Origin of the sequence: Serratia sp. CY38905 (genome assembly GCF_052168875.1) — a bacterium.
GTDB classification, from domain to species: domain Bacteria; phylum Pseudomonadota; class Gammaproteobacteria; order Enterobacterales; family Enterobacteriaceae; genus Serratia; species Serratia sarumanii.
Map to the genome: position 1 here is coordinate 748,590 of NZ_JBJNLV010000001.1, position 23,291 is coordinate 771,880.

General features: G+C 60.2%; 21 protein-coding genes. 12 read left to right on the forward strand and 9 right to left on the reverse strand.

The genetic code is table 11. The features are described 5' to 3' along the window. Positions 1-31 precede the first annotated feature (31 nt). Complete coding sequence (locus ACJ8MK_RS03750) at positions 32-1,015, forward strand: nitrilase family protein (protein WP_033637663.1); 984 nt, start codon at positions 32-34, stop codon at positions 1,013-1,015. Positions 1,016-1,102: 87 nt separating this feature from the next. Here the strand turns inward: ACJ8MK_RS03750 and ompX are convergent, their stop codons facing one another. Further along, positions 1,103-1,621, reverse strand: coding sequence for an outer membrane protein OmpX (gene ompX, locus ACJ8MK_RS03755; protein WP_033637662.1), 519 nt, complete (start codon positions 1,619-1,621; stop codon positions 1,103-1,105). Between the two features lie 400 nt (positions 1,622-2,021). Here ompX and rhtA point away from each other — a divergent pair, with 400 nt between their 5' ends. Next, positions 2,022-2,909, forward strand: coding sequence for a threonine/homoserine exporter RhtA (gene rhtA / locus ACJ8MK_RS03760; RefSeq protein ID WP_004939202.1), 888 nt, complete (start codon positions 2,022-2,024; stop codon positions 2,907-2,909). A 132-nt stretch (positions 2,910-3,041) separates the two neighbouring features. Beyond that, a complete protein-coding gene (locus ACJ8MK_RS03765; protein ID WP_033646871.1) occupies positions 3,042-3,509 on the forward strand; it encodes a YhcH/YjgK/YiaL family protein in 468 nt (155 codons plus the stop codon). On the opposite strand, the gene ACJ8MK_RS03770 is transcribed toward ACJ8MK_RS03765, so the two are convergent. Continuing rightward, entirely contained in the window at positions 3,491-4,042 is a 552-nt protein-coding gene (locus tag ACJ8MK_RS03770) for an AAA family ATPase (RefSeq protein WP_033647478.1), read from the reverse strand. The genes ACJ8MK_RS03765 and ACJ8MK_RS03770 overlap by 19 nt on opposite strands. A gap of 355 nt (positions 4,043-4,397) precedes the next feature. Between ACJ8MK_RS03770 and dps the strand changes: the two genes are divergently transcribed. From dps to ybiO, 6 genes are all read left to right on the forward strand, one after another. Next, positions 4,398-4,901, forward strand: coding sequence for a DNA starvation/stationary phase protection protein Dps (gene dps / locus ACJ8MK_RS03775; protein ID WP_004939215.1), 504 nt, complete (start codon positions 4,398-4,400; stop codon positions 4,899-4,901). Positions 4,902-5,041: 140 nt separating this feature from the next. After that, positions 5,042-5,308, forward strand: a complete 267-nt coding sequence (locus tag ACJ8MK_RS03780; protein WP_033637659.1) for a DksA/TraR family C4-type zinc finger protein — start codon at positions 5,042-5,044, stop codon at positions 5,306-5,308. A 338-nt stretch (positions 5,309-5,646) separates the two neighbouring features. Then, the gene (glnH, locus tag ACJ8MK_RS03785) at positions 5,647-6,390 is read left to right on the forward strand and encodes a glutamine ABC transporter substrate-binding protein GlnH (protein ID WP_004939223.1); all 744 of its coding nucleotides are present in this window, start codon (positions 5,647-5,649) and stop codon (positions 6,388-6,390) included. Positions 6,391-6,492: 102 nt separating this feature from the next. Then, a complete protein-coding gene (gene glnP, locus ACJ8MK_RS03790; protein ID WP_004939229.1) occupies positions 6,493-7,152 on the forward strand; it encodes a glutamine ABC transporter permease GlnP in 660 nt (219 codons plus the stop codon). Further along, positions 7,149-7,871: a glutamine ABC transporter ATP-binding protein GlnQ gene (gene glnQ, locus ACJ8MK_RS03795; RefSeq protein ID WP_004939230.1), complete on the forward strand. Its 723-nt coding sequence runs from the start codon at positions 7,149-7,151 to the stop codon at positions 7,869-7,871. Before glnP ends, glnQ begins: the two co-directional genes overlap by 4 nt. A gap of 154 nt (positions 7,872-8,025) precedes the next feature. Next, positions 8,026-10,236, forward strand: a complete 2,211-nt coding sequence (gene ybiO, locus ACJ8MK_RS03800; protein ID WP_101427946.1) for a mechanosensitive channel protein — start codon at positions 8,026-8,028, stop codon at positions 10,234-10,236. A gap of 34 nt (positions 10,237-10,270) precedes the next feature. Here the strand turns inward: ybiO and ACJ8MK_RS03805 are convergent, their stop codons facing one another. From ACJ8MK_RS03805 to rlmF, 3 genes are all read right to left on the reverse strand, one after another. Then, the gene (locus ACJ8MK_RS03805; RefSeq protein WP_033653405.1) at positions 10,271-11,575 is read right to left on the reverse strand and encodes a methyl-accepting chemotaxis protein; all 1,305 of its coding nucleotides are present in this window, start codon (positions 11,573-11,575) and stop codon (positions 10,271-10,273) included. A gap of 308 nt (positions 11,576-11,883) precedes the next feature. Further along, on the reverse strand, positions 11,884-14,886 hold the full coding sequence (locus tag ACJ8MK_RS03810; RefSeq protein ID WP_442517507.1) for a DUF4214 domain-containing protein: 3,003 nt from the start codon (positions 14,884-14,886) through the stop codon (positions 11,884-11,886). Positions 14,887-15,095: 209 nt separating this feature from the next. Then, positions 15,096-16,061, reverse strand: a complete 966-nt coding sequence (gene rlmF, locus ACJ8MK_RS03815; protein WP_442517508.1) for a 23S rRNA (adenine(1618)-N(6))-methyltransferase RlmF — start codon at positions 16,059-16,061, stop codon at positions 15,096-15,098. Between the two features lie 118 nt (positions 16,062-16,179). Here rlmF and ACJ8MK_RS03820 point away from each other — a divergent pair, with 118 nt between their 5' ends. From ACJ8MK_RS03820 to ACJ8MK_RS03830, 3 genes are all read left to right on the forward strand, one after another. Further along, entirely contained in the window at positions 16,180-16,809 is a 630-nt protein-coding gene (locus tag ACJ8MK_RS03820) for a flavin reductase family protein (protein WP_033646882.1), read from the forward strand. Between the two features lie 167 nt (positions 16,810-16,976). Beyond that, entirely contained in the window at positions 16,977-17,237 is a 261-nt protein-coding gene (gene bhsA / locus ACJ8MK_RS03825; RefSeq protein WP_015377148.1) for a multiple stress resistance protein BhsA, read from the forward strand. Between the two features lie 286 nt (positions 17,238-17,523). Continuing rightward, on the forward strand, positions 17,524-18,159 hold the full coding sequence (locus ACJ8MK_RS03830; RefSeq protein WP_004939270.1) for a carbonic anhydrase: 636 nt from the start codon (positions 17,524-17,526) through the stop codon (positions 18,157-18,159). 66 nt (positions 18,160-18,225) lie between these two features. On the opposite strand, the gene ACJ8MK_RS03835 is transcribed toward ACJ8MK_RS03830, so the two are convergent. The 4 genes from ACJ8MK_RS03835 to ACJ8MK_RS03850 are packed head-to-tail and all read right to left on the reverse strand — an operon-like array spanning position 18,226 to position 23,237. Beyond that, positions 18,226-20,082 carry a M3 family metallopeptidase gene (locus tag ACJ8MK_RS03835; RefSeq protein WP_442517509.1) on the reverse strand — a complete coding sequence of 619 codons (1,857 nt, stop codon included), beginning with the start codon at positions 20,080-20,082 and terminating at the stop codon, positions 18,226-18,228. A gap of 46 nt (positions 20,083-20,128) precedes the next feature. Further along, positions 20,129-21,088, reverse strand: coding sequence for a DNA-binding protein YbiB (gene ybiB / locus ACJ8MK_RS03840; RefSeq protein ID WP_442517510.1), 960 nt, complete (start codon positions 21,086-21,088; stop codon positions 20,129-20,131). A gap of 38 nt (positions 21,089-21,126) precedes the next feature. After that, positions 21,127-21,756 (reverse strand): FMN-binding negative transcriptional regulator, encoded by a 630-nt coding sequence (locus tag ACJ8MK_RS03845; protein ID WP_060429008.1) that lies wholly within the window; start codon positions 21,754-21,756, stop codon positions 21,127-21,129. 56 nt (positions 21,757-21,812) lie between these two features. After that, positions 21,813-23,237, reverse strand: a complete 1,425-nt coding sequence (locus ACJ8MK_RS03850) for an MFS transporter (RefSeq protein ID WP_442517511.1) — start codon at positions 23,235-23,237, stop codon at positions 21,813-21,815. Positions 23,238-23,291 lie beyond the last annotated feature (54 nt).

Consider the following 23,291-nt stretch of genomic DNA (forward strand, 5'->3'; position numbering starts at 1 on the left):
AATCAACGCAGACCCTAACCGGAGAGACACCATGACCATCTCATTGCGCGCCGCCACGGTGCAGTTCCAGCATCGCGCCAACGATAAGAATTACAACCTGTCGATCATTGAGCGCTTTATCGCTCAGGCGGCCGAGCAGCAGGTACAGCTGCTGGCCTTCCCGGAAATGTGCATCACCGGCTATTGGCACGTGCGCCATCTGTCCGACGCCGAAGTGCGGGCGCTGGCGGAACCGATCGCCGCCAGCCCTTCGCTGGCGCGCATTCGCCCGCTGGCGGAGCGTTACAACATGGCGATCGGCGTCGGGCTGATCGAGCTGGGCGACGACGGCCGTTGCTACAACGCCTACGCCGTATGCCTGCCGGACGGCGCGCTGCATGTGCACCGTAAACTGCACGCCTTCGAACACCCGGCTATCGCCAGCGGCGATCGCTATACCGTATTCGACACCCCCTGGGGCGTGCGCGTGGGCGTATTGATCTGCTGGGACAACAATCTGGTGGAGAATGTGCGCGCAACGGCGCTGCTGGGCGCGGAGGTGTTGATGGCCCCGCACCAGACCGGCGGCACCCATTCGCGCAGCCCGCACGGCATGAAGCCGATCCCACAGGCGCTGTGGCAGCGGCGGGCGGAAGATCCGCAGGCGATAGAAGCCGCCTTTCGCGGCGAACACGGCCGCGGCTGGCTGATGCGCTGGCTGCCCTCGCGCGCTCACGACAACGGGCTGTTTTTGCTGTTCAGCAACGGCGTGGGCCGCGATGACGATGAGGTACGCACCGGCAATGCGATGATCCTCGATCCCTACGGCCGCATCGTGGCGGAGACCTGGGCGGCGGAAGACCGGATGGTCAGTGCCGATCTCGATCTGACGCTGATCCCGCTCAGCACCGGCCGCCGCTGGATTTACGGACGCCGCCCCGAGCTGTACGGTTTACTGACCGAACCGCAAGGCTATGAGCGCGATGCCCGCAGCGCACGCTTTTCGACGCAGCCGACGGGGCGCGGCGGCCAATGACAGATAAAAAAAATCCGCCCGAAGGCGGATTTTTTATCCGCGCGGCAACCTGTGCCGCGCATTCACGCCCGCAGGCATGAAGAAATCTTAGAAGCGGTAGCCTACGCCAACGTTCCAGCTGCCAACGTCCACGCTGCGGATGCGGCTCTGCTCGTAGCCAACGTCCAGGGCAACGTTTTCGATTGGGTTGAACTGCAGACCGGCACCGTAGGTGAAGCCGTAGTCGCTGTTGCCACCTTTGTTACCACCAGCCTGGGCGTTGTCGATGTTTTTGCCGTAGCCAACACCGATCACACCGTAGATGCTCGCCCAGTCGTTGAAGCGGTAAGCTGGACCTGCGGTGATGGAATCGTACTGAGATTTCTTGTAGAAACCGTTTTCAGAACGATTTTTTTCCAGGTGGGTGAAGGAGCCGATCACACCCAGTGGGTTGTTGTCGAACTCGTAACGGTATTTCAGGTTGAAACCGTCGGCCTTGTTAGCAACGCCTTGGAGATCACCCTGCGCATAGCCAGCGGATACGGTGCTCTGACCAGCGAATGCGGTACCTGCGCTAACTGCTAATACGCAAGCTGCTACTGCGGAAAGACATGCAATTTTTTTCATAACCACCTCAAACGCGTTTTATTATTAAGTACATCCATTTGTTCATGCTTTGAAAATATAACAAAAATTAGCGTGAAACTCTGCCTTGAAATGAGTGTCTAAAGCTTTATATCGTGTAACAGAAGATTTCAAGAACAGTGTATCTGCTTCTTTTCGCTCTATTTTCGGCCGTATTCTACGGCTTTCTGTGACAAAAATCACCAATTTAATATCCAGATAATTCTTAAGAAAAAGCGCACTTTTTGACCAAATCCGCCGCATCTCATCCGAGGATCGGCGGATTTCACCGCGATGCGCGCTTTTCTCAGACAGATTTTCGCCATTTCATTTACACTGCTCGCATCCCCGTTTCGACCGTTTTCTCAAGGCTGAGGAACGGCGCAAAAAAGGCTCGTTAAGGATGTCGTTATCTACTTCCGGCAGAGCGCCCTCCGCGCTGCTGCCCATCTGTCTGTTAATCATCGCCATGGTGTCTATCCAGAGCGGCGCCTCGTTGGCCAAAAGCCTGTTCCCGATCGTGGGCGCCGAAGGCATTACGACGCTGCGCCTTTTCATCGGCACCCTGATTCTGTTCATTATCTTCCGCCCGTGGCGTATGCGCATCGTCGCCGGCAGCCGCTTGCCGCTGCTGATTTACGGCCTGTCGCTCGGCGCGATGAACTACCTGTTCTACCTGTCGCTGCGCACCGTGCCGCTCGGCATCGCCGTGGCGCTGGAGTTTACCGGCCCGTTGGCGGTGGCCATGTTCTCGTCGCGCCGGCCGATCGACTTTCTTTGGGTGGCGCTGGCGATCGCCGGGTTATGGTTCCTGTTGCCGCTCGGCCACGGCGTGGGCGGGATCGATCCGTTCGGTGCCGCCTGTGCGCTCGGCGCCGGCGCCTGCTGGGCGGTCTATATCATCTTCGGCCAGAAAGCCGGCGGCGATCACGGCCCCGGTACGGTGGCGCTCGGCTCCTTGATCGCCGCGCTGGTGTTCTGCCCGATCGGCGCCTGGCAAACCGGCAGCGTGCTGTTCAATCTCGATATTCTGCCGGTGGCGCTGGCGGTGGCGATCCTCTCCACCGCGCTGCCATATTCGCTGGAGATCATCGCGCTGCCCAAAATTCCGGCGCGCACCTTCGGCACCTTAATGAGCCTCGAACCGGCGATGGCGGCGCTGTCCGGCATGCTGTTCCTCGGCGAACACCTGAGCGGCGTGCAATGGCTGGCGCTGGCGGCGATTATCGCCGCCTCCATGGGCTCCGCCCTGACCATTCGCCCCAAGCCGCGCCTCGAAAGCCTTTCCTGATCGCCTGACTCGCCTGCCGACCGCAACGTCGGAATGCAGGCGGGTTAACTGTTTTCCTCGTGACAAATCGGCATACTTCCCCTTAGCCTGTATCGCAGGCTCTTTGGACTTTCGCTCACATGGAGAATAACAGTGATTCACAACAGCCTGTTCAACCCCCGCTTCGGCCGCGGACTCGCGCCGGCGCTGGTTTCAACCCTGACCGAGTTACGCCGATGCGACCTGCCCGAACTGGCGCTGGGCCATCACCCGATCGACGGCGACAACATCTTTATGGACGTGATGACGCTGACCACCGTGCCGGCGGCGGAAAAGCGCGCCGAAATGCATCAGGAGTACATCGCGCTGCATCTGCTGATCAGCGGCGAAGAACGCATCGAATACGGCCTGGCGGGCGACTGGCACCGCGAACATCCCCACGCGGAAAATAGCGACCTTCTGCTGCTGGACATCAAACGCCACCCGCAAACGCTGCACATGACGCACGGCATGTTCGCGATCTTTTTCCAGATGGAAGCGCACAAAACCGGCTGCCTGTGGCAGCGGCCGCAGCACATCAAGAAAGCGGTAGTGAGGATCCATCACCGCCTGCTGCTGTGAACCTGCGGCAGCGTCCGTAGAAAATCGGCGGCCTGGCGGGGAGAGCGCAAGCGCTTGAAACGGCGCCCTGCATCGGTACGGGCCATCTCCGCCAGGTATTTTCGTCGGTTCTTCGAGTAAGTGCGGATCGTCCACAGCACGATCGACTCGCGGCTGAAGAAAGAACGGCGGAAACTTTCCCGATTGCCGGTGCCCGGCCACAGCTCGCGTTTGCTGGCCGCGCGCCGGCACGCGCGGCGCACGGCCTGCCACAGCGTGCGGCAGAAGCCGTAGTCCAGCCACAGGATATAGTCGACCTCGCGCCACTTGATCGCCTGCGTGCGGCTGTAGTTGCCGTCCAGCACCCAGCCTCCTCCCGCTTCGGCCAGCGTCTGCTCAAGCCGCGCCAGAAACGCATCATCGGGCGTCCCCTGCCACTCGGGCCGCCAATAGAGCCTGTCCATCTCGATATAGGGAACGTCAAGCCGTTCCGCCAGTTGACGCGCCAGGGTGCTTTTACCGCTGCCGCTGGTGCCGACGACGTTAATTTTCATCATTCGCCAATAAAGACCGGGGTTAATTCCCTTACTTTATCCGCATCAATTACGGCTATCAATCTGAATAGGCTTGAAATTAACACCCCGATAACAAAGCAAATATTTAGCCGAACCCGCATGCCGCCAGAAAATAAAATAACAGGGGTAAATCTTCACTGACATAAATAATAACTTAAATTGAAATAACAATAACTTTCATAAAGTTACACAAAAACAAAAAACAAATAAAAATAGTGCCATTCGTCCATTCCTATTTGTGCAATAGCCATTTTCGTGCGGCAAAAATAAATACCCCTGCTATAATTGATCCCGTAACGAAATAGGACAACGACTAATCAAGAGGATATCTGATATGAGTACCGCTAAACTGGTGAAAACGAAATCTTCTGATCTGCTGTATACCCGTAACGATCTGGACGAAAAAGTCAAACTGGCCGCCATCAAGGCGCTGAACCATCAGGTCGTGCAATTCATCGATCTTTCGTTGATCACCAAGCAGGCGCACTGGAACATGCGCGGCGCAAACTTCATCGCGGTCCATGAAATGCTGGACGGCTTCCGCACCGCCATCATCGAGCATCAGGACACCTTCGCCGAACGCGTGGTGCAACTGGGCGGCGTGGCGCTGGGCACCGTACAGGTGGTTAACGATCGCACGCCGCTGAAAAGCTATCCGACCAATATCCACAGCGTGCAAGAGCACCTGAAAGCGCTGGCCGATCGCTACGGCGCGGTCGCGAATGACATCCGTAAAGCCATTACCGAAGTGGAAGACGAAGATACCGCCGACATGTTCACCGCCGCCTCGCGCGATCTGGACAAGTTCCTGTGGTTCATCGAATCCAACATCGAATAACGCTAAAAAGTTGCAGAGCGCCCGTCGTTCCGGGCAGAACAGGCTGGGCTTCGCCCGGCCTGTTTTCTTTTGCGCGGCCGTTGCATTGTACAAAAAACGGCCCATATTAAACGGTAAGGTTCCTTTGTCAGGAGGTAACGATGGCCAGCGGCTGGGCGGCGGACGGCGCCGTACAAGATCAGATTGATTCCACCGTCGACGATGCGGTGCAGCGCGCGCGTGAAGCGCTCGGGCACGGCGAGAGCGAGCGCTATTGCCAGGAATGTGGAGAGCCGATCCCCGAGGCGCGCCGCAAGGCGTTAACCGGCGTGCGTTTTTGCCTCGCCTGCCAGACCGAACAAGACAAAAAACACGCGGCCGCCAGCCTGTATAACCGGCGCGGCAGCAAAGACAGCCAGTTGCGCTAGCATTACCTGCCCTCCCTTTTCGCCGCACGCGGCTCCGCTTGCACCGTCAGTGCATCATGAAAGTTAGAGTTAGTTATCAATATTGAAGCAAAAACGTTAAAGAACGGTTGTTTCACAGCCAAAGTTTGGTTAATGATAGCCCCATGCACCAAGATAATTCTTACGCACCATTTTGGTGCCTCACGTTGGTGCATAACCATAACAATTCGCCTTTACGGCACAACATCACGCAATAACTCTTTGTTTTTATAGTAGTTGAAAACATGGCACGATTTTTTCATGGCACCAACTGCAATATAAAAAATGGGTAATCCGCAACCTGTACAGGAATTCCTCTCATGAAGTCGATTTTTAAAGTCTCCCTGGCCGCACTCTCTCTGGCCTTTGCCGTAAGTTCCCACGCAGCAGACAAACTGGTGGTCGCCACCGACACCGCTTTCGTTCCTTTTGAGTTCAAACAAGGCGACAAATACGTCGGCTTCGACATCGACCTGTGGGCCGCCGTCGCCAAAGAGCTGAAGCTGGACTACACCCTGAAGCCAATGGACTTCGGCGGCATCATTCCGGCGCTGCAGACCAAAAACGTCGATCTGGCGCTGGCCGGCATCACCATCACCGATGAGCGCAAGAAAGCCATCGACTTCTCCGACGGCTACTACAAGAGCGGCCTGCTGGTGATGGTCAACGCCGACAACAACAGCGTGAAAAGCATCGACGATCTGAACGGCAAAGTGGTGGCGGTGAAGAGCGGCACCGGCTCGGTGGATTACGCCAAGCAGCACATCAAAACCAAGGATCTGCGTCAGTTCCCTAACATCGACAACGCCTACATGGAGCTGGGCACCAAGCGCGCCGATGCGGTGCTGCACGACACGCCAAACATCCTGTACTTCATCAAGACGGCCGGCGCCGGCAAGTTCAAAACCGTAGGCGATTCGCTGGAAGCACAGCAGTATGGCATCGCCTTCCCTAAAGGCAGCGACGAGCTGCGCGAGAAGGTGAACGGCGCGCTGAAAACCCTGCGTGAGAACGGCACCTATAACGAGATCTACAAGAAGTGGTTCGGCACCGAACCTAAGTAAGCTGTGAATTTGGCAAGCTATTAACTTAAGCACAGGGGGCGCTTACCCCCCTGCGCTTCGTTGTATCTGATACCCACGTTCGGGATCACCGGGAGAAATATCATGCAGTTCGACTGGAGCGCCATCTGGCCCGCCATTCCTATCTTGTTAGAGGGCGCCAAAATGACCCTGTGGATTTCGGTCCTCGGTCTGATTGGCGGCCTGATCATCGGCCTCGTCGCCGGCTTTGCCCGCACCTACGGCGGTTGGATCGCCAACCACATCGCGTTGGTGTTTATCGAAGTGATCCGCGGCACGCCGATCGTGGTGCAGGTGATGTTCATCTACTTCGCCCTGCCGATGGCGTTCACCGATTTGCGCATCGATCCGTTCACCGCGGCGGTGGTGACCATCATGATCAACTCCGGCGCCTACATTGCGGAAATCACCCGCGGCGCGGTGCTGTCGATTCATAACGGTTTCCGCGAGGCCGGCCTGGCGCTCGGCCTGTCGCGCCGCGAAACCATCCGCTACGTCATTATGCCGCTGGCGCTGCGCCGCATGCTGCCGCCGCTGGGCAACCAGTGGATCATCAGCATCAAAGACACCTCGCTGTTCATCGTGATCGGCGTGGCGGAGCTGACCCGTCAGGGTCAGGAAATTATTGCCGGTAACTTCCGCGCGCTGGAAATCTGGAGCGCCGTGGCGGTTATCTATCTGATTATTACCCTGGTGCTGAGCTTCGTGCTGCGTCGTCTGGAAAGAAGGATGAAAATCCTGTGATTGAATTTAAAAACGTCTCCAAGCATTTTGGCCAAACCCAGGTGCTGCATAACATCGATTTGAAGATCGACAAAGGCGAAGTGGTGGTGATCATCGGGCCGTCCGGCTCCGGCAAATCCACCCTGCTGCGCTGCATCAACAAGCTGGAAGAGGTCACCAGCGGCGATCTGATCGTCGACGGCCTGAAAGCCAACGATCCGAAAGTGGACGATCGGTTGATCCGCCAGGAAGCCGGCATGGTGTTCCAACAGTTCTACCTGTTCCCGCACCTGACGGCGCTGGAAAACGTCGCCTTCGGCCCGATCCGCGTGCGCGGCGCGAAGAAGTCCGATGCGGAAAAGCTGGCGCGCGAGCTGCTGGCCAAGGTCGGTCTGGCGGAGCGTGCCCACCACTATCCGTCCGAACTGTCGGGCGGGCAGCAGCAGCGCGTGGCGATTGCGCGCGCGCTGGCGGTGAAGCCGAAAATGATGCTGTTCGACGAGCCGACCTCCGCGCTCGATCCGGAATTGCGCCACGAAGTGCTGAAGGTGATGCAGGATCTGGCCGAGGAAGGCATGACGATGGTCATCGTCACCCACGAAGTCGGCTTTGCCGAAAAAGTGGCGTCGCGCCTGATCTTTATCGATAAGGGCCGGATTGCCGAAGACGGCAACCCGCACGACCTGATCAACCATCCGCCCAGCCCGCGTCTGCAGGAGTTCCTGCAGCACGTATCCTGATCCTGGCGGTTTCACGGCGGGCGCGCCACGCGCCCGCCGCTTTCATTCCGCACGCGTTCCCACGCCACATCGCGCCACCTTTCCTACTATATTCATTGTTTTTCATCGTATTGCTCTGACATCCGCCGATCACAGAACGCTAAAGAGAGGAACAATGCCGCCAAACGCAGACTCCCGACGAGGTTCTCATCTGCGAGAACACCTGCTTTTCCTGCTGCTGTTGCTGACCCTGAACGTCTTCGCACCACCGGCGCTGGCGCAAAACGCGCCGCCCGCGCCCGCCGACAAGAGCGAGCAGCAGAAGGCCGCCTACGCCGCGCTGGCCGATCTGCTGCAAGACGACAAAGCGCGCGCGGCACTCATCAACCACCTGAAACAGGCCGCCGGCGACGCCCCCGCCGCCGCCCCAACAACGCCGGAGGAATCAACGCCGGCCACGCTGAGCGACAGCCTGAACTCTCTGGCGCAGGAAGGCATCGGCACCTTTAACCAGAAGCTCGGCGCGCTGCAAAAGCTGATCGACTCCGGCCCGAAGCGCATTTTCAATCCCGCCGGCTTTTTCCGCGCGCTGGGTTACTTTCTGCTGACGGTGGCGGTCACCTTTGCGCTGTTCCACCTGATCCGGCGGCTGATCGCGCCGCTGTACAAACGCATGGGCAGCTGGGGGCACAACGCGCGGCTACAGCGCGGCCCGTGGTATAAGCGCCCCGCCGCCATTCTCGGCGCTTTCGCCGTCGATCTGCTGGTGCTGCTGCTGGCGCTGGCGGCGGGCAACCTGTTCGCCCGCCACGTCCACGCCGACAGCGCCACCATTCTGCGGCTGCAGACCCTGTTTCTCAGCGCCTTCGCGGTGATTGAGTTTTTCAAAGCGGTGCTGCGGCTGATTTTCGCTCCCAACTTCGACTACCTGCGCCCCTTCCCCTTCAGCGACCAGAGCGCGCGCTACTGGAACACGCGCCTCGCCTGGCTCAGCGGCCTGATCGGCTACGGCCTGATGGTGGTGGTGCCGGTGGTGGCGGTGCAGATCAGCTACCCGGCCGCCGCCGCCGTCAATCTGGTGGTGATGCTGGCGCTGACGCTGTACGCCATCTGGCTGATCCTGCACAACCGCAAGCCGATACAGCAACAGATCAACCTGCTGGCCGAACGGTCGATGGCGTTTTTCAGCGCGATCCTGCGCGGCCTGGGGCATATCTGGCATCTGCTGGCGATCGCCTATTTTCTGGTGTTGTTCGTGCTGTCCCAGTTCGACATCGGCAACAGCCTGCGCTTTATGATGAGCGCCACGGTGAAAAGCCTGCTGGTGGTCGGCGTCGGCGCTCTGCTGTCCGGCATGCTGACCCGCTGGATTTTCCGCCGCATTTCGCTGCCGACCGACGTTAATCTGCGCTATCCGATGCTCGAGCGGCGCATCAACTCCTACATCCCCAACGGGCTGAAGATACTGCGGGTGATGGTGGTGCTGGCAGTGACGCTGTTCCTGCTCGATGCCTGGCACCTGATCAACCTGTACCAGTGGGCGGGCAGCGAAAATGGCCAGCGAACGCTCGGCGGGCTGGTGCATATCCTGCTGATCCTGCTGATCGCCGTCTTCAGCTGGACGCTGATGGCCAGCATCATCGAGCACCGCCTGGCGCTGGAACTGAGCAACGGCGTGCGGCCGAGCGCACGCGAACGCACGCTGCTGACGCTGTTTCGCAACGTGCTGGCCATCGTTATCAGCACCATTACCGTGATGATCGTGCTGTCGCAGGTGGGGCTGAACATCGCGCCGCTGCTGGCGGGCGCCGGCGCGCTGGGGCTGGCCATCAGCTTCGGCGCCCAGACGCTGGTGAAAGACGTGATCACCGGCGTGTTCATCCAGTTCGAAAACGGCATGAACACCGGCGAATATGTCACCGTCAGCGGCATCACCGGCACCGTGGAGCGCATGACCATCCGCTCGATCGGCCTGCGCGACGACTACGGCGTCTACCACATCGTGCCGTACTCCTCGATCACCACGCTGGCCAACTATGCGCGTGAATTCGGAGTGTATCGCGCCAACTACACCGTCAGCCGCGACGAGGACATCGATCGGGTCAATGAGGTGCTGCATCAGGCCGTCGCGGCGCTGAAACAGGATGAACAGGTGAAGCATTTCCTGATTGGCGAGCCGGTCTTCAACGGCGTGGTGGCGCTGGGCGACCGATCGTTCACCACCCGCGTAACGGTGCGCACGCAGGCGCTGAAACAGTGGGTGGTGCAGTACGCCCTCGATCGGCTGGTGAAAATCCATTTCGATCGGGCCGGCATCGGCATGCCGCAGCAGGCGATGCAGATCTCCCGCGCGCCGCAGCCGCAGGAACCGCCCGCCGAACGCTAGCTTTCAGGCCCCGTCCGGTACGGGGCCGGACCATTCAGTGCAGCGCGTCGCCCTGCTTCACCGACGTGAACGCCTGCATCAGCTTCACGACGTCGTGCATGCCGATGTTGACCTGGTTGATCACTTCACCGGCGTCATGGGTCAGCGCCACGCCGCCGCCGGCCTGCTCTACGCAGGTTGCCATGCCGGCAATCGCCGCCGCCACGCCTTGCTGGATGGACTTGGTCATGCGTTCGATCTCGGTCGCCGCCTTGCGAGACTGTTCCGCCAGCGTGCGCACTTCGTTGGCCACCACCGCAAAACCGCGCCCGTGCTCGCCGGCGTGGGCGGCTTCGATCGAGGCGTTAATCGCCAGCAGGTTGGTTTGGGAGGCGATTTTACGAATGGCTTCGACGATGGTGCCGATCTGCTGAGAACACTTGCCCAGCTCGGTGACCACGTCCGAGGTTTCGCGCGCCGCCGCTTCGACCTGCTGCATGCCTTTCACCGCCTGCTGCACGATAATCGCGCCCTGCGCCGCCTGCCGGTCGGTATCGAGCGACAGATGATGCGCGTTGCGCACCATCTCTTCTTCATGCTGCTGCTGTTGCATCAGCCGGGTGATGTCCTGGGCAATCTTCACCACCTTCACCACCTGGCCTTCGTTGTCGAGGATCGGGTTGTAACTGGCCTCCAGCCATACCCGTTCGCCGCGCCGGTTGAGGCGCTCAAAACGCCCGGTGATGAACTCACCGCGCGCCAGGCGCTGCCAATGCCGCCGATAATCGTCGGAATTGGCGAACTCCGGCGGGCACAGCACCGCATGCGACTGCCCGCACGCCTCTTCCAGCCGATAGCCCATCAGCGCCAGCATATTGTCGTTGGCGCTGACGATGGTGCCCTGCGGCGTGAAAGCGATCATCGCCATCGATCGATTCAGCGCCGCCAGCAGGCTGCGATGCTCCTGCGCCTGGGTCACTCGCTCGGTCACTTCGCTGGCGATCTTGACGATCTCCACCACCTTACCCTGTTTATTCAGCACCGGCGCATAGGTGCCTTGCAGCCACACCGCCTCCCCGTTTTTCGCGATGCGCTTTATGGTGTCCGTGATGGGTTGGCCCTTATTCAGCGTCTCCCAATGTTTGCGGTACAGCGGGCTGGCAACATAGTTCGGATCGCAGAAAATACGGTGATGCCGGCCTATCACGTCATCGCGTTGAAATCCCAGCGTGTTGAGGAAAAGATCGTTGGCGCGCAATACCGTGCCGTCGGGCGAGAATACGATCATCGGAACGGCGTGTTCTATCGCGCTCAGTTCGGCGCCTTTGTGGGTAGTTAACTGACTGAATCGTAACAGCATAAGGTGTAGTCCTTGTGGCAGATGATGGCGCTTTTCTTATTTTTGCCTGGCCACATGCCGCGCCCACACGCAGACGTGCCATCGCGGAAGGAACGGGCAGCGCCGTTCCTTCTGGTTATTGCTATTAACCGGATTAAATTTATTTATTCAGTAAAGTAATTATTCGAATTTAAATAAACCAACAACCTAAGATTTTTATTATTAATTCCGTATTGAGAATAACGTAAGTGATGAAAATTGAAAGGTAAAATGCGGATTTTTATCGGCGCCGGCAGGATAACCGGCGCCGTTGAGCTAAAACATTGCCCTTACGCGACCAGAGGCTCCGGCTCAACCACCGTGCCGTTGAGCATGATTTCCGGAACATAGCGCAGTTCGTTGAGCAAACTTTGATGATCCTGTCCCAAAAGCAGGATGACGCTGTCCGCTTCATCCAGACGGTGGTCATCATTGTTATCGACAATGAGATAGCTGCTGTTTTGCCCGCCGAGAACGCTACTGACCCCGACCTTGGCGCTCAACGCGCCGGGCTGGCCGAGATCGAGCAACGCGGCCAACAGCTGGCTGGCACTGCTTCCTTGTTCGGCCGTCAGGGCGCCGATTCTCGCCTCCACGCCTTGCGCATCGCTGACGCCATAATCTGCCAGCGCGCCGCCGCCGGTACCATGAACGATCCGCAGGCCTGAGAGCACATCGTCGATGCTGCCCTGCGTCAGCGAAAAGTCTTTTAACGTCACGCCTGACGCCGCCGTGCTGCTGTGCAGCGTCACGTGGCTTTTCCCTGCGCCGGCCACGATCGTCGTGTCTCCCAGCACGTTAAATTGATCGCTGCCTCCCCCGCCTTTGACCAGCAGCTGTTCGCCCTGTAGCCCAAGATCTTCCAGCAGCGGCGCCAATTTGGCCTGCGTGTCACCACTTAACGGCAGCGAATCCAACATTTGAATGATCGTGCCGTCACCGCTGCCGCCATGAGAGGACGTCAGGGTGAACCCATTACCGGCGAAGGCCGAAGCGTCAACCAGGCGGACCTGAGTATACCCCTCGGTCAGCGTCAGGTTGAAATTCGCGCCGCCGGACAACGTAATGTCTTGCACCTGATCATTTTGCCCCGTCAGCGTCAGCGCGCCATTTCCCCAGGCGCCGGTGGTGATGGCGATCAGTGTCAATGGGTTTTCATCGCCATACGAGTCAAGCGCCAATGAGCCGGCGTTACCGCGCCCGGAGAACAACAGGTCGAAACGATCGGTGGCATTCTCAAGGAAGGCTATCTCCAGCCGGCTGTCCGCATGATCGCCGATGCCGCTGATTTCAAGGCGTGCCGCATCGGCATTGGCGTTAATCACCTTGACGTTATCCGCCCGGCCGGACAACAGTAATCCCTCACGGCCAAGCGCCTGCGCCGCCCAGCTCTGTACGATCGTCCCGCCGTCCGTTCCCTCTACGGTGGCGTTGCCACTCAATACCCCGTAGTCAAACACATGAGCACTCGTCGCCAGCGCTTTCGTGCTGTAACCGTTCCAACCGATTTGCGTCAACGTGGCTTCCGCCTGGCCGATATAACCCGCCATATCTATCTGTTCGAAATGACTGAAATTGGCGGCGTTGCTGCTCACCGTACTGATGCGCGCGCCAAAAAGATCGAGCGTCGAGGTCATTTTGACGATCAGGTTGGCGGACAAAATATCGTGCCCGTCACCGCCATCGGCGCTGAACACCCACCCCACATGATTGGCGCCGCCATCGGCATTGCCTCCCCACAGCAGACTGTCATTACCGTTGTTCAGATAAAAGTGCCCTTGGGCGGCGGCGAGGTCGGCCTGCGAGGTGAGCTGCACCCGATCGTCGCCATAGGTGCCATGCATTATCACATTGGCATTGTTTACCGTCATGTCCACCCCATACCGAGCCGCAGGGTTATTATGCAGCCAGATATCCGCCGCAGCGTCGCCATTGACGATCAGATAAGAAAGCTGCGAGGCATAGCTCAGGTCAACCATGACGTCCGCGTCAGCATGCAGGAATACCCTGAACAGCACGGCGATTTCCGCATTGCTCAGCGTATGGTGAGCATGCGTATTCACCGTACCCGACGCGTTGCCGCCGCCCTCGCTGGTGGCGAGAGAAGCGGTCGTTTTATACGCCAGGCTGGCGCCGACATCGCGCGCGAACATCCACTGTTCATACTGAACGTCACCTGCCGGCGGCGCATTGATCAGATCGGCAATCACCGCCTGCGTGACCAGTGCCTTGTCGCCGCCCAATGCCCGATAGTGTTCCAGCTGCTGTTCATCCGCCGCCCGGCCATGCACCGCCTGATAGACGTGCTGAATAAAGTCGTCGCCCTGCAAACCACCGACCTGCGCCTGAAATTCCGGCGTCGCCAGAAGGGCCGTGACCAATTCGGTATAGCTCAACGTGCCGGAGGCCAGCGTCTTGCTCCAATTGTCCAGCGAGGCGCTGTCCATCGCCCGTTCGGGCAATGCACGGAACAGCGCCGCTATCTGCTCCAGATACTCGGTCGCCGGCAGTTCGCCCGGCGAATATTCCTGGCCCGCCGCATTGAAATGCTGTTGAGCCGCAGCATCTTCCGGCGCCACCACCCCGCGCAACTGCGCGATCATATCCACCAGCAGATCGCCACGCGTCGCGCCCTCCGCCAGTCGTTGCTGGTAAGTGGCAAGTTCAGGAGCCGTCGGTGGCCGTTCAAATCCCTGAGCGAACAGATGCAAAATGAAGTCATGATCGGAAAGATCGTTGATTGGCAGGGTGGCAATCTTGCTCTGCGCCAACGCCGCCAGATTGCCCCCCTGATTGAGCAGCTTGCCGTCATGGGCAATTTCATCGGTCTGCCAGGGCGCTCGCAGCAGATAAAACATCGCCTGCGCGTCGCCGCTTCCGCCGGCGGCATCGGCTGCAGTGCCGGGATACAAACCTTCTGCAATGCGCTGATCGAGCGCATCACGCTGCGCCAGCATTACCGGATCGTCCCCCAGATAGTTGAAGAGTTCGATGACAACGCTGGCGACAGCGCTGTTGAAATGCCCCTGCTGCAGCAAGGCATTGATGTAATCCGGATCGGGAGCGGTATTGTAAACGGAGAAATAAACCTGGCTGAGAATGTCGTATTCGCTTTGGCCGCTCATCCAAGCGGCATCGGGTTGGCTCATTAAAATACTGGCCATATAGGCGGGCGGCTGGCTGCCGATATCAAATGCGCTGTCGTAGTAATCGATTTCCGCCGCCGTCGGCAAACGCCCGAAAATGCCGATAATTAAGGCGCCGACCTCTTGTTGCGTAGCTAAAGGAATCATAATAAATCCCGTCAGTGTGATGGATTACGTTCGCGGCATGGCTGCACCGCGGCCTGTCTCCTGCATCGTGAAAAGAGACATTGCACACTGCCTGAATGGGTTTTATTGGTATTTCTACAGTTAAGAAATGCTGATGCGATAAGTCAATAAAACGGGGAAAACCGGCCCTCGGTATGGGACTTTGCTCCCATACCGAGGCACCGGAAGGATTAGCGCCAGCGTTCGGCTGCCCAGGCGGCCTGTTGCTCGGCGTCGTGGAAGGTCCAGGCGACAAAGCGGCTGATCTTCTGCCCTTGCGCCATCTCGATGGTGCGCACCTCGGCCGCGCCCGCCACCTTCAACGCATGGTAGATGGCCGGCAGCGTGGTGTTTTTCGAGATGAGCGAAGTGAACCACAGGCAGTTGTTGGCCTTGCCGACGCTCTCTTCCACCATCTTGCTCACGAAGGCTTCTTCGCCGCCTTCACACCACAGTTCGTTGTTCTTGCCGCCGAAGTTTTGTACCGGCTTGTCGGCCACTTCCCCTTTGCCCAATTTATGCAGCTTGCGGCGGGTGCTGGCGCGCGCTTCCTGCTCGGACGCGTGGAACGGCGGGTTGCACAGGGTGGCGTCAAATTTCTCGGCCGCGCCGATGATGCCGCTAAAAATCAGCTCAGGCTGTTTTTGCAACCGCAGACGCACGCTGTTGCGCAGCGTCGGGTTCATCTCGACGATCATTTTGGCCGCGTTGAGCGACACCGAATCGATTTCAGACCCGGTGAAACGCCAGCCGTATTCGCGCAGGCCGACGATCGGGTAAATGCAGTTGGCGCCGACGCCGACGTCGAGGATCGCCACGCCCTTGCCGCGCGGGATCTCGCCGCCGTTGCTGGTCGCCAGCAGATCCGCCAGGTGGTGCAGATAATCGGCGCGGCCGGGGATCGGCGGGCACAGGTAGTCCGCCAGAATATCCCAGTGTTCGATGCCGTAAAAGTGCTGCAGCAACGCACGGTTGAGCATTTTCACCGCCGCCGGATCGGCGAAGTCCACCGACACATCGCCCCAGGCGTTCGGTTTTACGAACGGCGCCAACGCCGGGCAGCTGGCGATCAGCGCCGGGAAGTCATAGCGTGAACGATGACGGTTGCGCGGATGCAGGCCGCTTTTCTGCTGCGGGAAGGTTTTCTTTTTTTCCACCGTGACGGGCTCTCTTGAAGGTATTTCCGGCGCGTAAGATAACACATCCCGCCCGCAATGGCGCAGCGGCGGGAAACCCGGCACAATGAAAACCTCATCGATTGCCACAGGATCCCCCATGAGCCGTGAATCTCGTTATTATTATGAACCCGCCGCCGGCCACGGCCTGCCGCACGATCCGCTGAACGCCATCGTCGGCCCGCGCCCCATCGGCTGGATCTCTTCCCGCAGCGCCGCCGGCTTGCGCAATCTGGCGCCCTACAGCTTTTTCAACTGCTTCAACTACCGTCCGCCGATCGTCGGTTTCGCCAGCACCGGCTGGAAAGACAGCGTGGCGAATATCGTGGAAACCGGCGAATTCGTCTGGAACCTGGCGACGCGCCCGCTGGCGGAAGCGATGAACAACAGTTCCATCCCCCTGCCGCGCGGCGAGGATGAATTCGCCTTCGCCGGCGTCACGCCGCTGCCCGGGCGCCGGGTCAAAGCCGAGCGCGTGGCCGAAAGCCCGGTTAACTTCGAATGCCGGCTGACCCAGTGCATTCAGCTGCAAACCGCCGCCGGCGAACAGGTGGAAACCTGGCTGGTATTGGGCGAGGTGGTGGCGGTGCACCTCGATCCGGCGCTGCTGGACGAACACGGCGTCTACCAGACCGCCGCTGCCGAACCTATTCTGCGCGCCGGCGGCCCGACCGCCTACTATGGCATTTCCGAACAGCACCGTTTCGATCTGGCGCGCCCGACGCGCTGATCGTCTCCCCCGTTTAGGCAGAAGATGAACGGGGGAATAAATAATCAAAAAAACTGAAATAAACCATCAACACTCTCCGATTTCATCCCGCCTGTCACTGCGCAATAATCTTCCCATCGAAAGGCAAACCCCTTTCTCCCTAATTCACTTTGACAGGAATGACGAACATGAAAACCATCAAAACTTTTGCTGCCGCTATCGCCCTGGCCACCGTTTCTTTCACCACTTTCGCCGCTGAACACGTCAGCGCCCAGGATGCCGCCCAATTCGAAAAAGCCGGCGTGATCGTCGCCAGCGGCGCAACCGACCTGAGCAGCCTGAAGTCTCAACTGGCCGCCAAAGCCGATGCCGCAGGCGCCAAGGCCTTCACCATCACTTCCACCAGCGGTAACAACCTGATGCACGCCACCGCGGTTATCTACAAATAATCACCGCCCCAGACGCCAAAAAGCCCGCCGGCTATCACCCCGGCGGGCTTTTTTATCTTCGCTTGCGTCAGCGCTGCATGGGCACGACAGCCGGTTTTTTGCCACCCGCTTTATCAGCAACCCACGCGTAAGCGAACCGGACAATGCTGCCTGAAACGGGTTTAAACCCCGTATTTAATGGGTTTTACAGGGGATATGTACACACATTTTTTTACCGTGCCATTGCTGGACTAACGGAAGAGGATGATTATCATATTACGCAGACTACAGATGCAGAGAGCGTTGTATGCAACATATCATTGAAGGTTTCCTCAGTTTCCAGAAAGAGATTTTCCCGCAGCGTAAGGAACTCTTTCGCAGCCTGGCCTCCAGCCAAAATCCTAAAGCGCTGTTTATCTCCTGTTCTGACAGCCGCCTGGTGCCCGAGCTGGTGACGCAGCAAGAGCCTGGGCAACTGTTCGTTATTCGCAACGCCGGTAACATCGTTCCTTCCTTTGGCCCGGAGCCGGGTGGGGTTTCTGCGACCATCGAATACGCGGTAGTGGCGCTGGGCGTCACTGATATCGTGATTTGTGGCCACTCGAACTGTGGCGCCATGAAGGCTATCGCGTCCTGTCAGTGCCTCGATCCCATGCCTGCGGTAGCCCACTGGCTGCACTACGCGGATGCGGCCAAAGCGGTGGTCGAGAAGAAAACCTGGAATAGCGAAACAGACAAAGTTAACGCTATGGTGGAAGAGAACGTTATCGCCCAGCTAAATAATATCAAAACCCACCCTTCCGTTGCGGTGGGTCTGCGCAACAGCGGGCTGCGCCTGCACGGCTGGGTGTACGACATCGAAAGCGGCGAAATTCGTACGCTGGATAGAAACACCAAGAGCTTCGTTTCCCTGGCCGATAATCCCGACGTCTATTTCGAATAAAATAACGCCCAGATTTTATCATTAAATAAAATCCACGCTGCCGCGTGGATTTTTTTATTGTCAGCCTTAAACCAAACGCGCCTCTATCGCCGCGGCGAAATCGCGACACATCCGTTCGTCGCCGTCGGCGTTGTCCGCCAATACCGTCTCACCGTCCACCACCCGAATATGCGCCTCCAAATCGAAATCCGCCGGCGGCTGCGGGCGCGCGGCGGCGGCGGCCATCGTCTGCTGCGCCTCGCGCCACGCCTGCGCCACCGTCTGGTTACAGGCCTGCGCCAGAGAGTCCGGGTTGAACCCTTCGCCGGTCAGGCTGCGCAGCGTGTCATCATGGCTGACGCTGTTGCCCGGCAACCAATAGTGTTGCGCCAGATCCGGGCCGATGGCCGGGTTGTCCGTCAGGTAACCGTCGCGCTGCAGGAAGAACTGGCGGGTTTGTTCCACCGCCATCATCGCCAGCAGATAACCCTGATAAGAGCAGGCGGACTCCAGCGACAGCAGGTGCGGGATCGCCAGCGTCGGGCGCGGGCTGCCGCTGATGCCGAGGATCTTCTGCTCGACCTCGCGCGCCAGCGCGGTGATGGCTTCCGGCGTGCGCTGTTCGTCATCCCACTGATACAGCGCCCACTCGAAGTACGGCACCAGCAGGATATGGCGTTCGTTGAACGCGCGCATCGGCTGGCGCGCCGCGATACCGGCTTCGATCAGCGCATCGGGCACCGCTTCGCCGGCGGCGTTTTTCGCATAGCGTTTCAACCAGTCGGCGTCGTCCAGCAGGCTGTCGCAGAACATCGACTGGGTTTCGGCATAGGCCATCGAGGTCGGTGGGAATTCCTGCGAGAAGCACGGCGCATTCTGGCGAATGTTGGCGAAATGCGCCGCGTGGCCGCCCTCGTGGAACAGCGTGTTGAGCCCGTAAGCGCCGCTTCCCACCTGCCCCGGCTGCGCCAGGCTGGTGAAATTGATGCGCGCCGGCACCCATTCCCCCTGGCGCACAAACGGCGGCACCGGGCCGTGCATAAAGCCGTTCTCATACTTGCCTTTGCGCACCAGCAGATCGAGGTTCATCTCGGCGCCGCCAAAGCCGATGTGCAGGCGTTTGAAGCTGTCGACCCAGCGTTCCAGCGAACGCGAAAACGGGAAGTAAGGATCCAGTTGGCGGGTGACGTCGCCGGCGCTGGCAAAGCGCACGTTCCACGGCTCCAGCGCCTGGCTGCCCTTGTCGGCCGCCAGTTGCTGCAGGCTGCGCGCGTTGGCCTCGCGGGTTTCCCGCTCGAAGCGATCCAGAATGGCGAACAGCTGCTCCGGCGTCATGCGCTCGGTTTTGTTCACCTTGTAGTCGAAATAGTTGCGATAGCCCATCTGGCGCGCAAAGCGGTTGCGCAAGCTAATCAGTTCCGGCAGGCCGTTATGCAGCAGCCATTGCTCCAGATCGCGCAGCGCCTGCTGCGAGCTGCGGCGGTAGTCTTCGTTCGGGTTGGTCGCCTGGTTGGTCAACAGCTCGCCGAGCGAGGCCGCCACCCGCCGGCCTTCGGCGTTCAGATGCGTAACCTGATAGCCCTTGCGGCGCGAGTAGAGATCGGATTCGGCGTGGATGATCCGATCCAACAGCGCCTGCGCCTGCGGATCTTCAATGGCGTTGCAGTCGAAGAAACGCAGCCAACCTTGCAGGCCGTGGATCAGCGCCTCGCGCTGCGCCGTCTGCGGCAGCGTTTCCAATCCGGCCAGCAGATTGCGGATCTCCGCCAGCCGGCGCGGTTCGGCGATAAAGCGCTTATAGGCGCTTTCCGCGGCGGCAAAGCGCGCCGACACCTCTTCACCGCCGGTGCCCATGTAGTTTTGCCAGAACAGCTCTTCTTTGGCGCGGTGTACGTCGAGGTAATCCTGGTTCAATTGATTGAAGTAATCGAGAGCCTGTTGCATAACCGTCCTTCTCTGCCGATGAGGAAATATCCCAGTATAGTCGCGCTCAGGCCTGACGCAGGCGCTGCAGCCCCTGTTCCAGCGTTTCGCTCTCGCCGGCGGCCACCAGGCAACAGGCGACCTGCCGCTGGATGGCCTGCGGGATCGCCACCTCGCCCGCCAGGCAGCGCTCGGTCCAGCGCGCGGTGGTTTCCGCGTCTTTCGCCGCCGGCAACGTCGGCGTTTCATCCTGCAAGGTGCGCTCCAGCAACACGCGCTGTTCGCCGCCGACGATATGGTGAATCTGCGGGCAGCGCAGCGGGTTGGCGTAGGCTTCGCCTTCGGTGCCGTGCATCAACAGCCCGCGGGCGCCGATCTGGCGGAAAAACGACGCCACCCGGCCGACATACTCCGGATGTGAGACGCTGGCGAGGCGCAGCGCATCCTGTTCGCCGAACGGCGTCGCCAGCTTGGCCAGCGTATGGGCGCTGTTGCGCACCCCCATGCGCCAACGCAGCCCGAGCTGCCGCGCCAGCGGCGCCGACAGCGTGGAAACCGGCATGAACACTGCCTCGCCGTTATCGAGACGCTGCTGGGCGTGAACGGCCTGTTCCGACCACGGCAACCCCAGGGCGCGGAAAATCTCGGCGCTGGTCACGCGGGTGCTGTCGTCCAGCACGCCGTGCACCACCACCGGCAGGCCCACTTTCGCGAGCAGCAGCGCCAGCAGCGGCGTCAGGTTGGCCTGCTTGCGCGCGCCGTTATAGCTCGGCAGCACCACCGGCAGCGGCCGCCCCTGCGGCGCCTGCAGCGGCAACACCTGCTGCTGCATCGCCTGGTAGAAGCCCAGCATCTCCTCCTCGGCTTCGCCCTTGATGCGCAGCGCGATCAGAATGCCGCCCAGCTCCAGCTCGGGGATCGCCCCGGCCAGCATCGCCTGATACAGCTCAAAGGCGGTCTGCCGGTCCAGGTCGCGCGCATGGTTTTTGCCGCGGCCTATTTCTTTGATAATTTTGGTGTAATCCATCCGAAGGTTCCCCTTGCTCACTCTTCGGTTAGCATACCCTATCCGCGCCGCCGCTCAACCTCCTCCGCCAGCCGCCGCTGCGTTTCATCGCCGTCGCGCAGCCCGGCGATCACCCCATCGGCATCGTCGGCGCTGCGGTTTTGGCTCATCTTCCATTTGCCTTCGCGCCGGGTGACGGCGATCTCGATACCGACGATGCCTTTAAGCTGCGCGGTGATGTAGTTGGCCGGCGCATCGTCGAGCCGCCAGGGCGCCGGGCGCCCTCCTTCCTGCTGCGCGGTCAGATCGATCAGCTGGCGCCGCAGCCATGCCGGGTCGTCCGTCACCGTCGGTACGCCATACAGCTGCACCACGCTGTAATTCCAGGTCGGCACCACCTTGCCGGTCTGGCGCTTGCTCGGATACCAGCCGGGCGACACATAGCCCTCCAACCCCTGAAAAATCACCAGGCATTCCGCCGCGTGCTGCAGCCGCCGCCAGTGCTCGTTGGCGCGCGCCAGGTGCGCCCGCAGCCGGATCTGCCCCTGTTCGACATCGGCCAAAAACGGCAGCGGATCGGCCGTCAATCCCTGCTCGCCGTGGCTGACCAGCAGCCCCAACGGGTGGGCGCGCACCAGCGCCAGTTGGGCATCCAGATCGTCTTCGCGAAATGCGGCGGGTTGAAACATCAGTGTGGCTCCTTACGCTCTCTCATCATGACGACAGTAAAGCACCCGCCGGCGGCCTACTTAAGATCCGCTTTCTGACTATTTCGCGTGATCCGGTTTAACAAGATCAGGGCGACGCCCATCGCCAACAGATTAAATACCATGGCGCCGGCAAAGGCCTCGGCATAGCGCTCCGCCGCGCCGCCGTGCGCCAGCAGCGGCACGAAACCGACGCCGCTGACCACGATGCCCAGCGCGCCCCCCACCTGCTGCACGGTGGCAACCAGCCCCGCCGCCATGCCCGCCTGCCGCTCGTGCGCCAAACCGAGCACCAGATTCAGCAGCGGCGTCATGCTCAGCGCCTGGCCGAATCCCAGCACCACCAACCCCGGCAGCAGCCGCAGCGGATGCGCCAGCGCCGCGCCCCACAGCGCCTGCGCCATCAGCAGCGCCAGCCCGGCGGCGTAAATGGCCACGCCCGCGCTCAACGCACGGTTGCCCCAACGCAGCGCCAGCCGGGGCGCCAACATCGACGCCAGCATAAAGGCCGCGCTGGCCGGGGCGAACAGGCTGCCCGCCTGAAAAGGCGTCAGCCCCGCCCCCGCCTGCAGCAGCAGCGCGAAACACAAGAAAAACGAGGAAGCGGTGGCATAAATCGCCAGCACCACCGCCATACCAGGCGCGAAGCCCGCCTGGCGGAACAGCGCCGGATCGAGCACCGCATCGTCGCCGCGCTGCGCCAGACGGCGCTCCCAACGCAGGAAGCCCCACAGCGTCAGCATTGCCAGCGCCAACATCGGCGCGATCCACCACGGCCAGCCGCGCGCCGGCCCTTCCAGCAGCGGCAGCAGCAACAGCGACAGGCCGGTCGCCGCCAGCCCCAGGCCAACGCCGTCCAGCCGCTGCGCCTGCGCCATCCGCGATTCGGGAATGCGCCGCGCCGCCCACAGCGCCAGCGCGCCGATCGGCAGATTAATCAGAAAGATCATGCGCCAGCCGCTGCCGAACAGGTTGGCCTCGATGATAAAACCACCGAGGATCTGGCCGAAGATCGCCGCCAGCCCCAGCGTCATGCCCAGCCAGGCGAAGGCGCGCCGCCGCTGTTGCGGCTCGTACAGCACCCGCATCAAGGCGTAAATTTGCGGAAACAGCAGCGCCGCCGCCGCCCCCTGCAGAATACGCGCGGCGATCAGCAGGCTGAGCGATCCCGCCAACCCGCACAGCAATGAAGTCAGCGTGAATCCCAGCATGCCGAGGCTGAACAGACGCCGACGTCCGAAGCGATCGCCCAGACGCCCGCCGGCGATCAACAGCACCCCGAACGCCAGTTCATAACCGGCGACGATCAACCCGACGCCGGCAAAATCAGCGGCGAATTCTCGCTGGATCACCGGCGCCGCCACGTTGACCACAAACAGATCGAACACCGTGACGAAACCGCCCAACAGCAGCACCGGCAGGCCGGGCAATCCCCGCCGTTCAACAGATAATGAATGTTCCATACCACCTCCAGAGATTATGATGGTCGCAGTATGGAATAGAGTTTAAACTGTTAC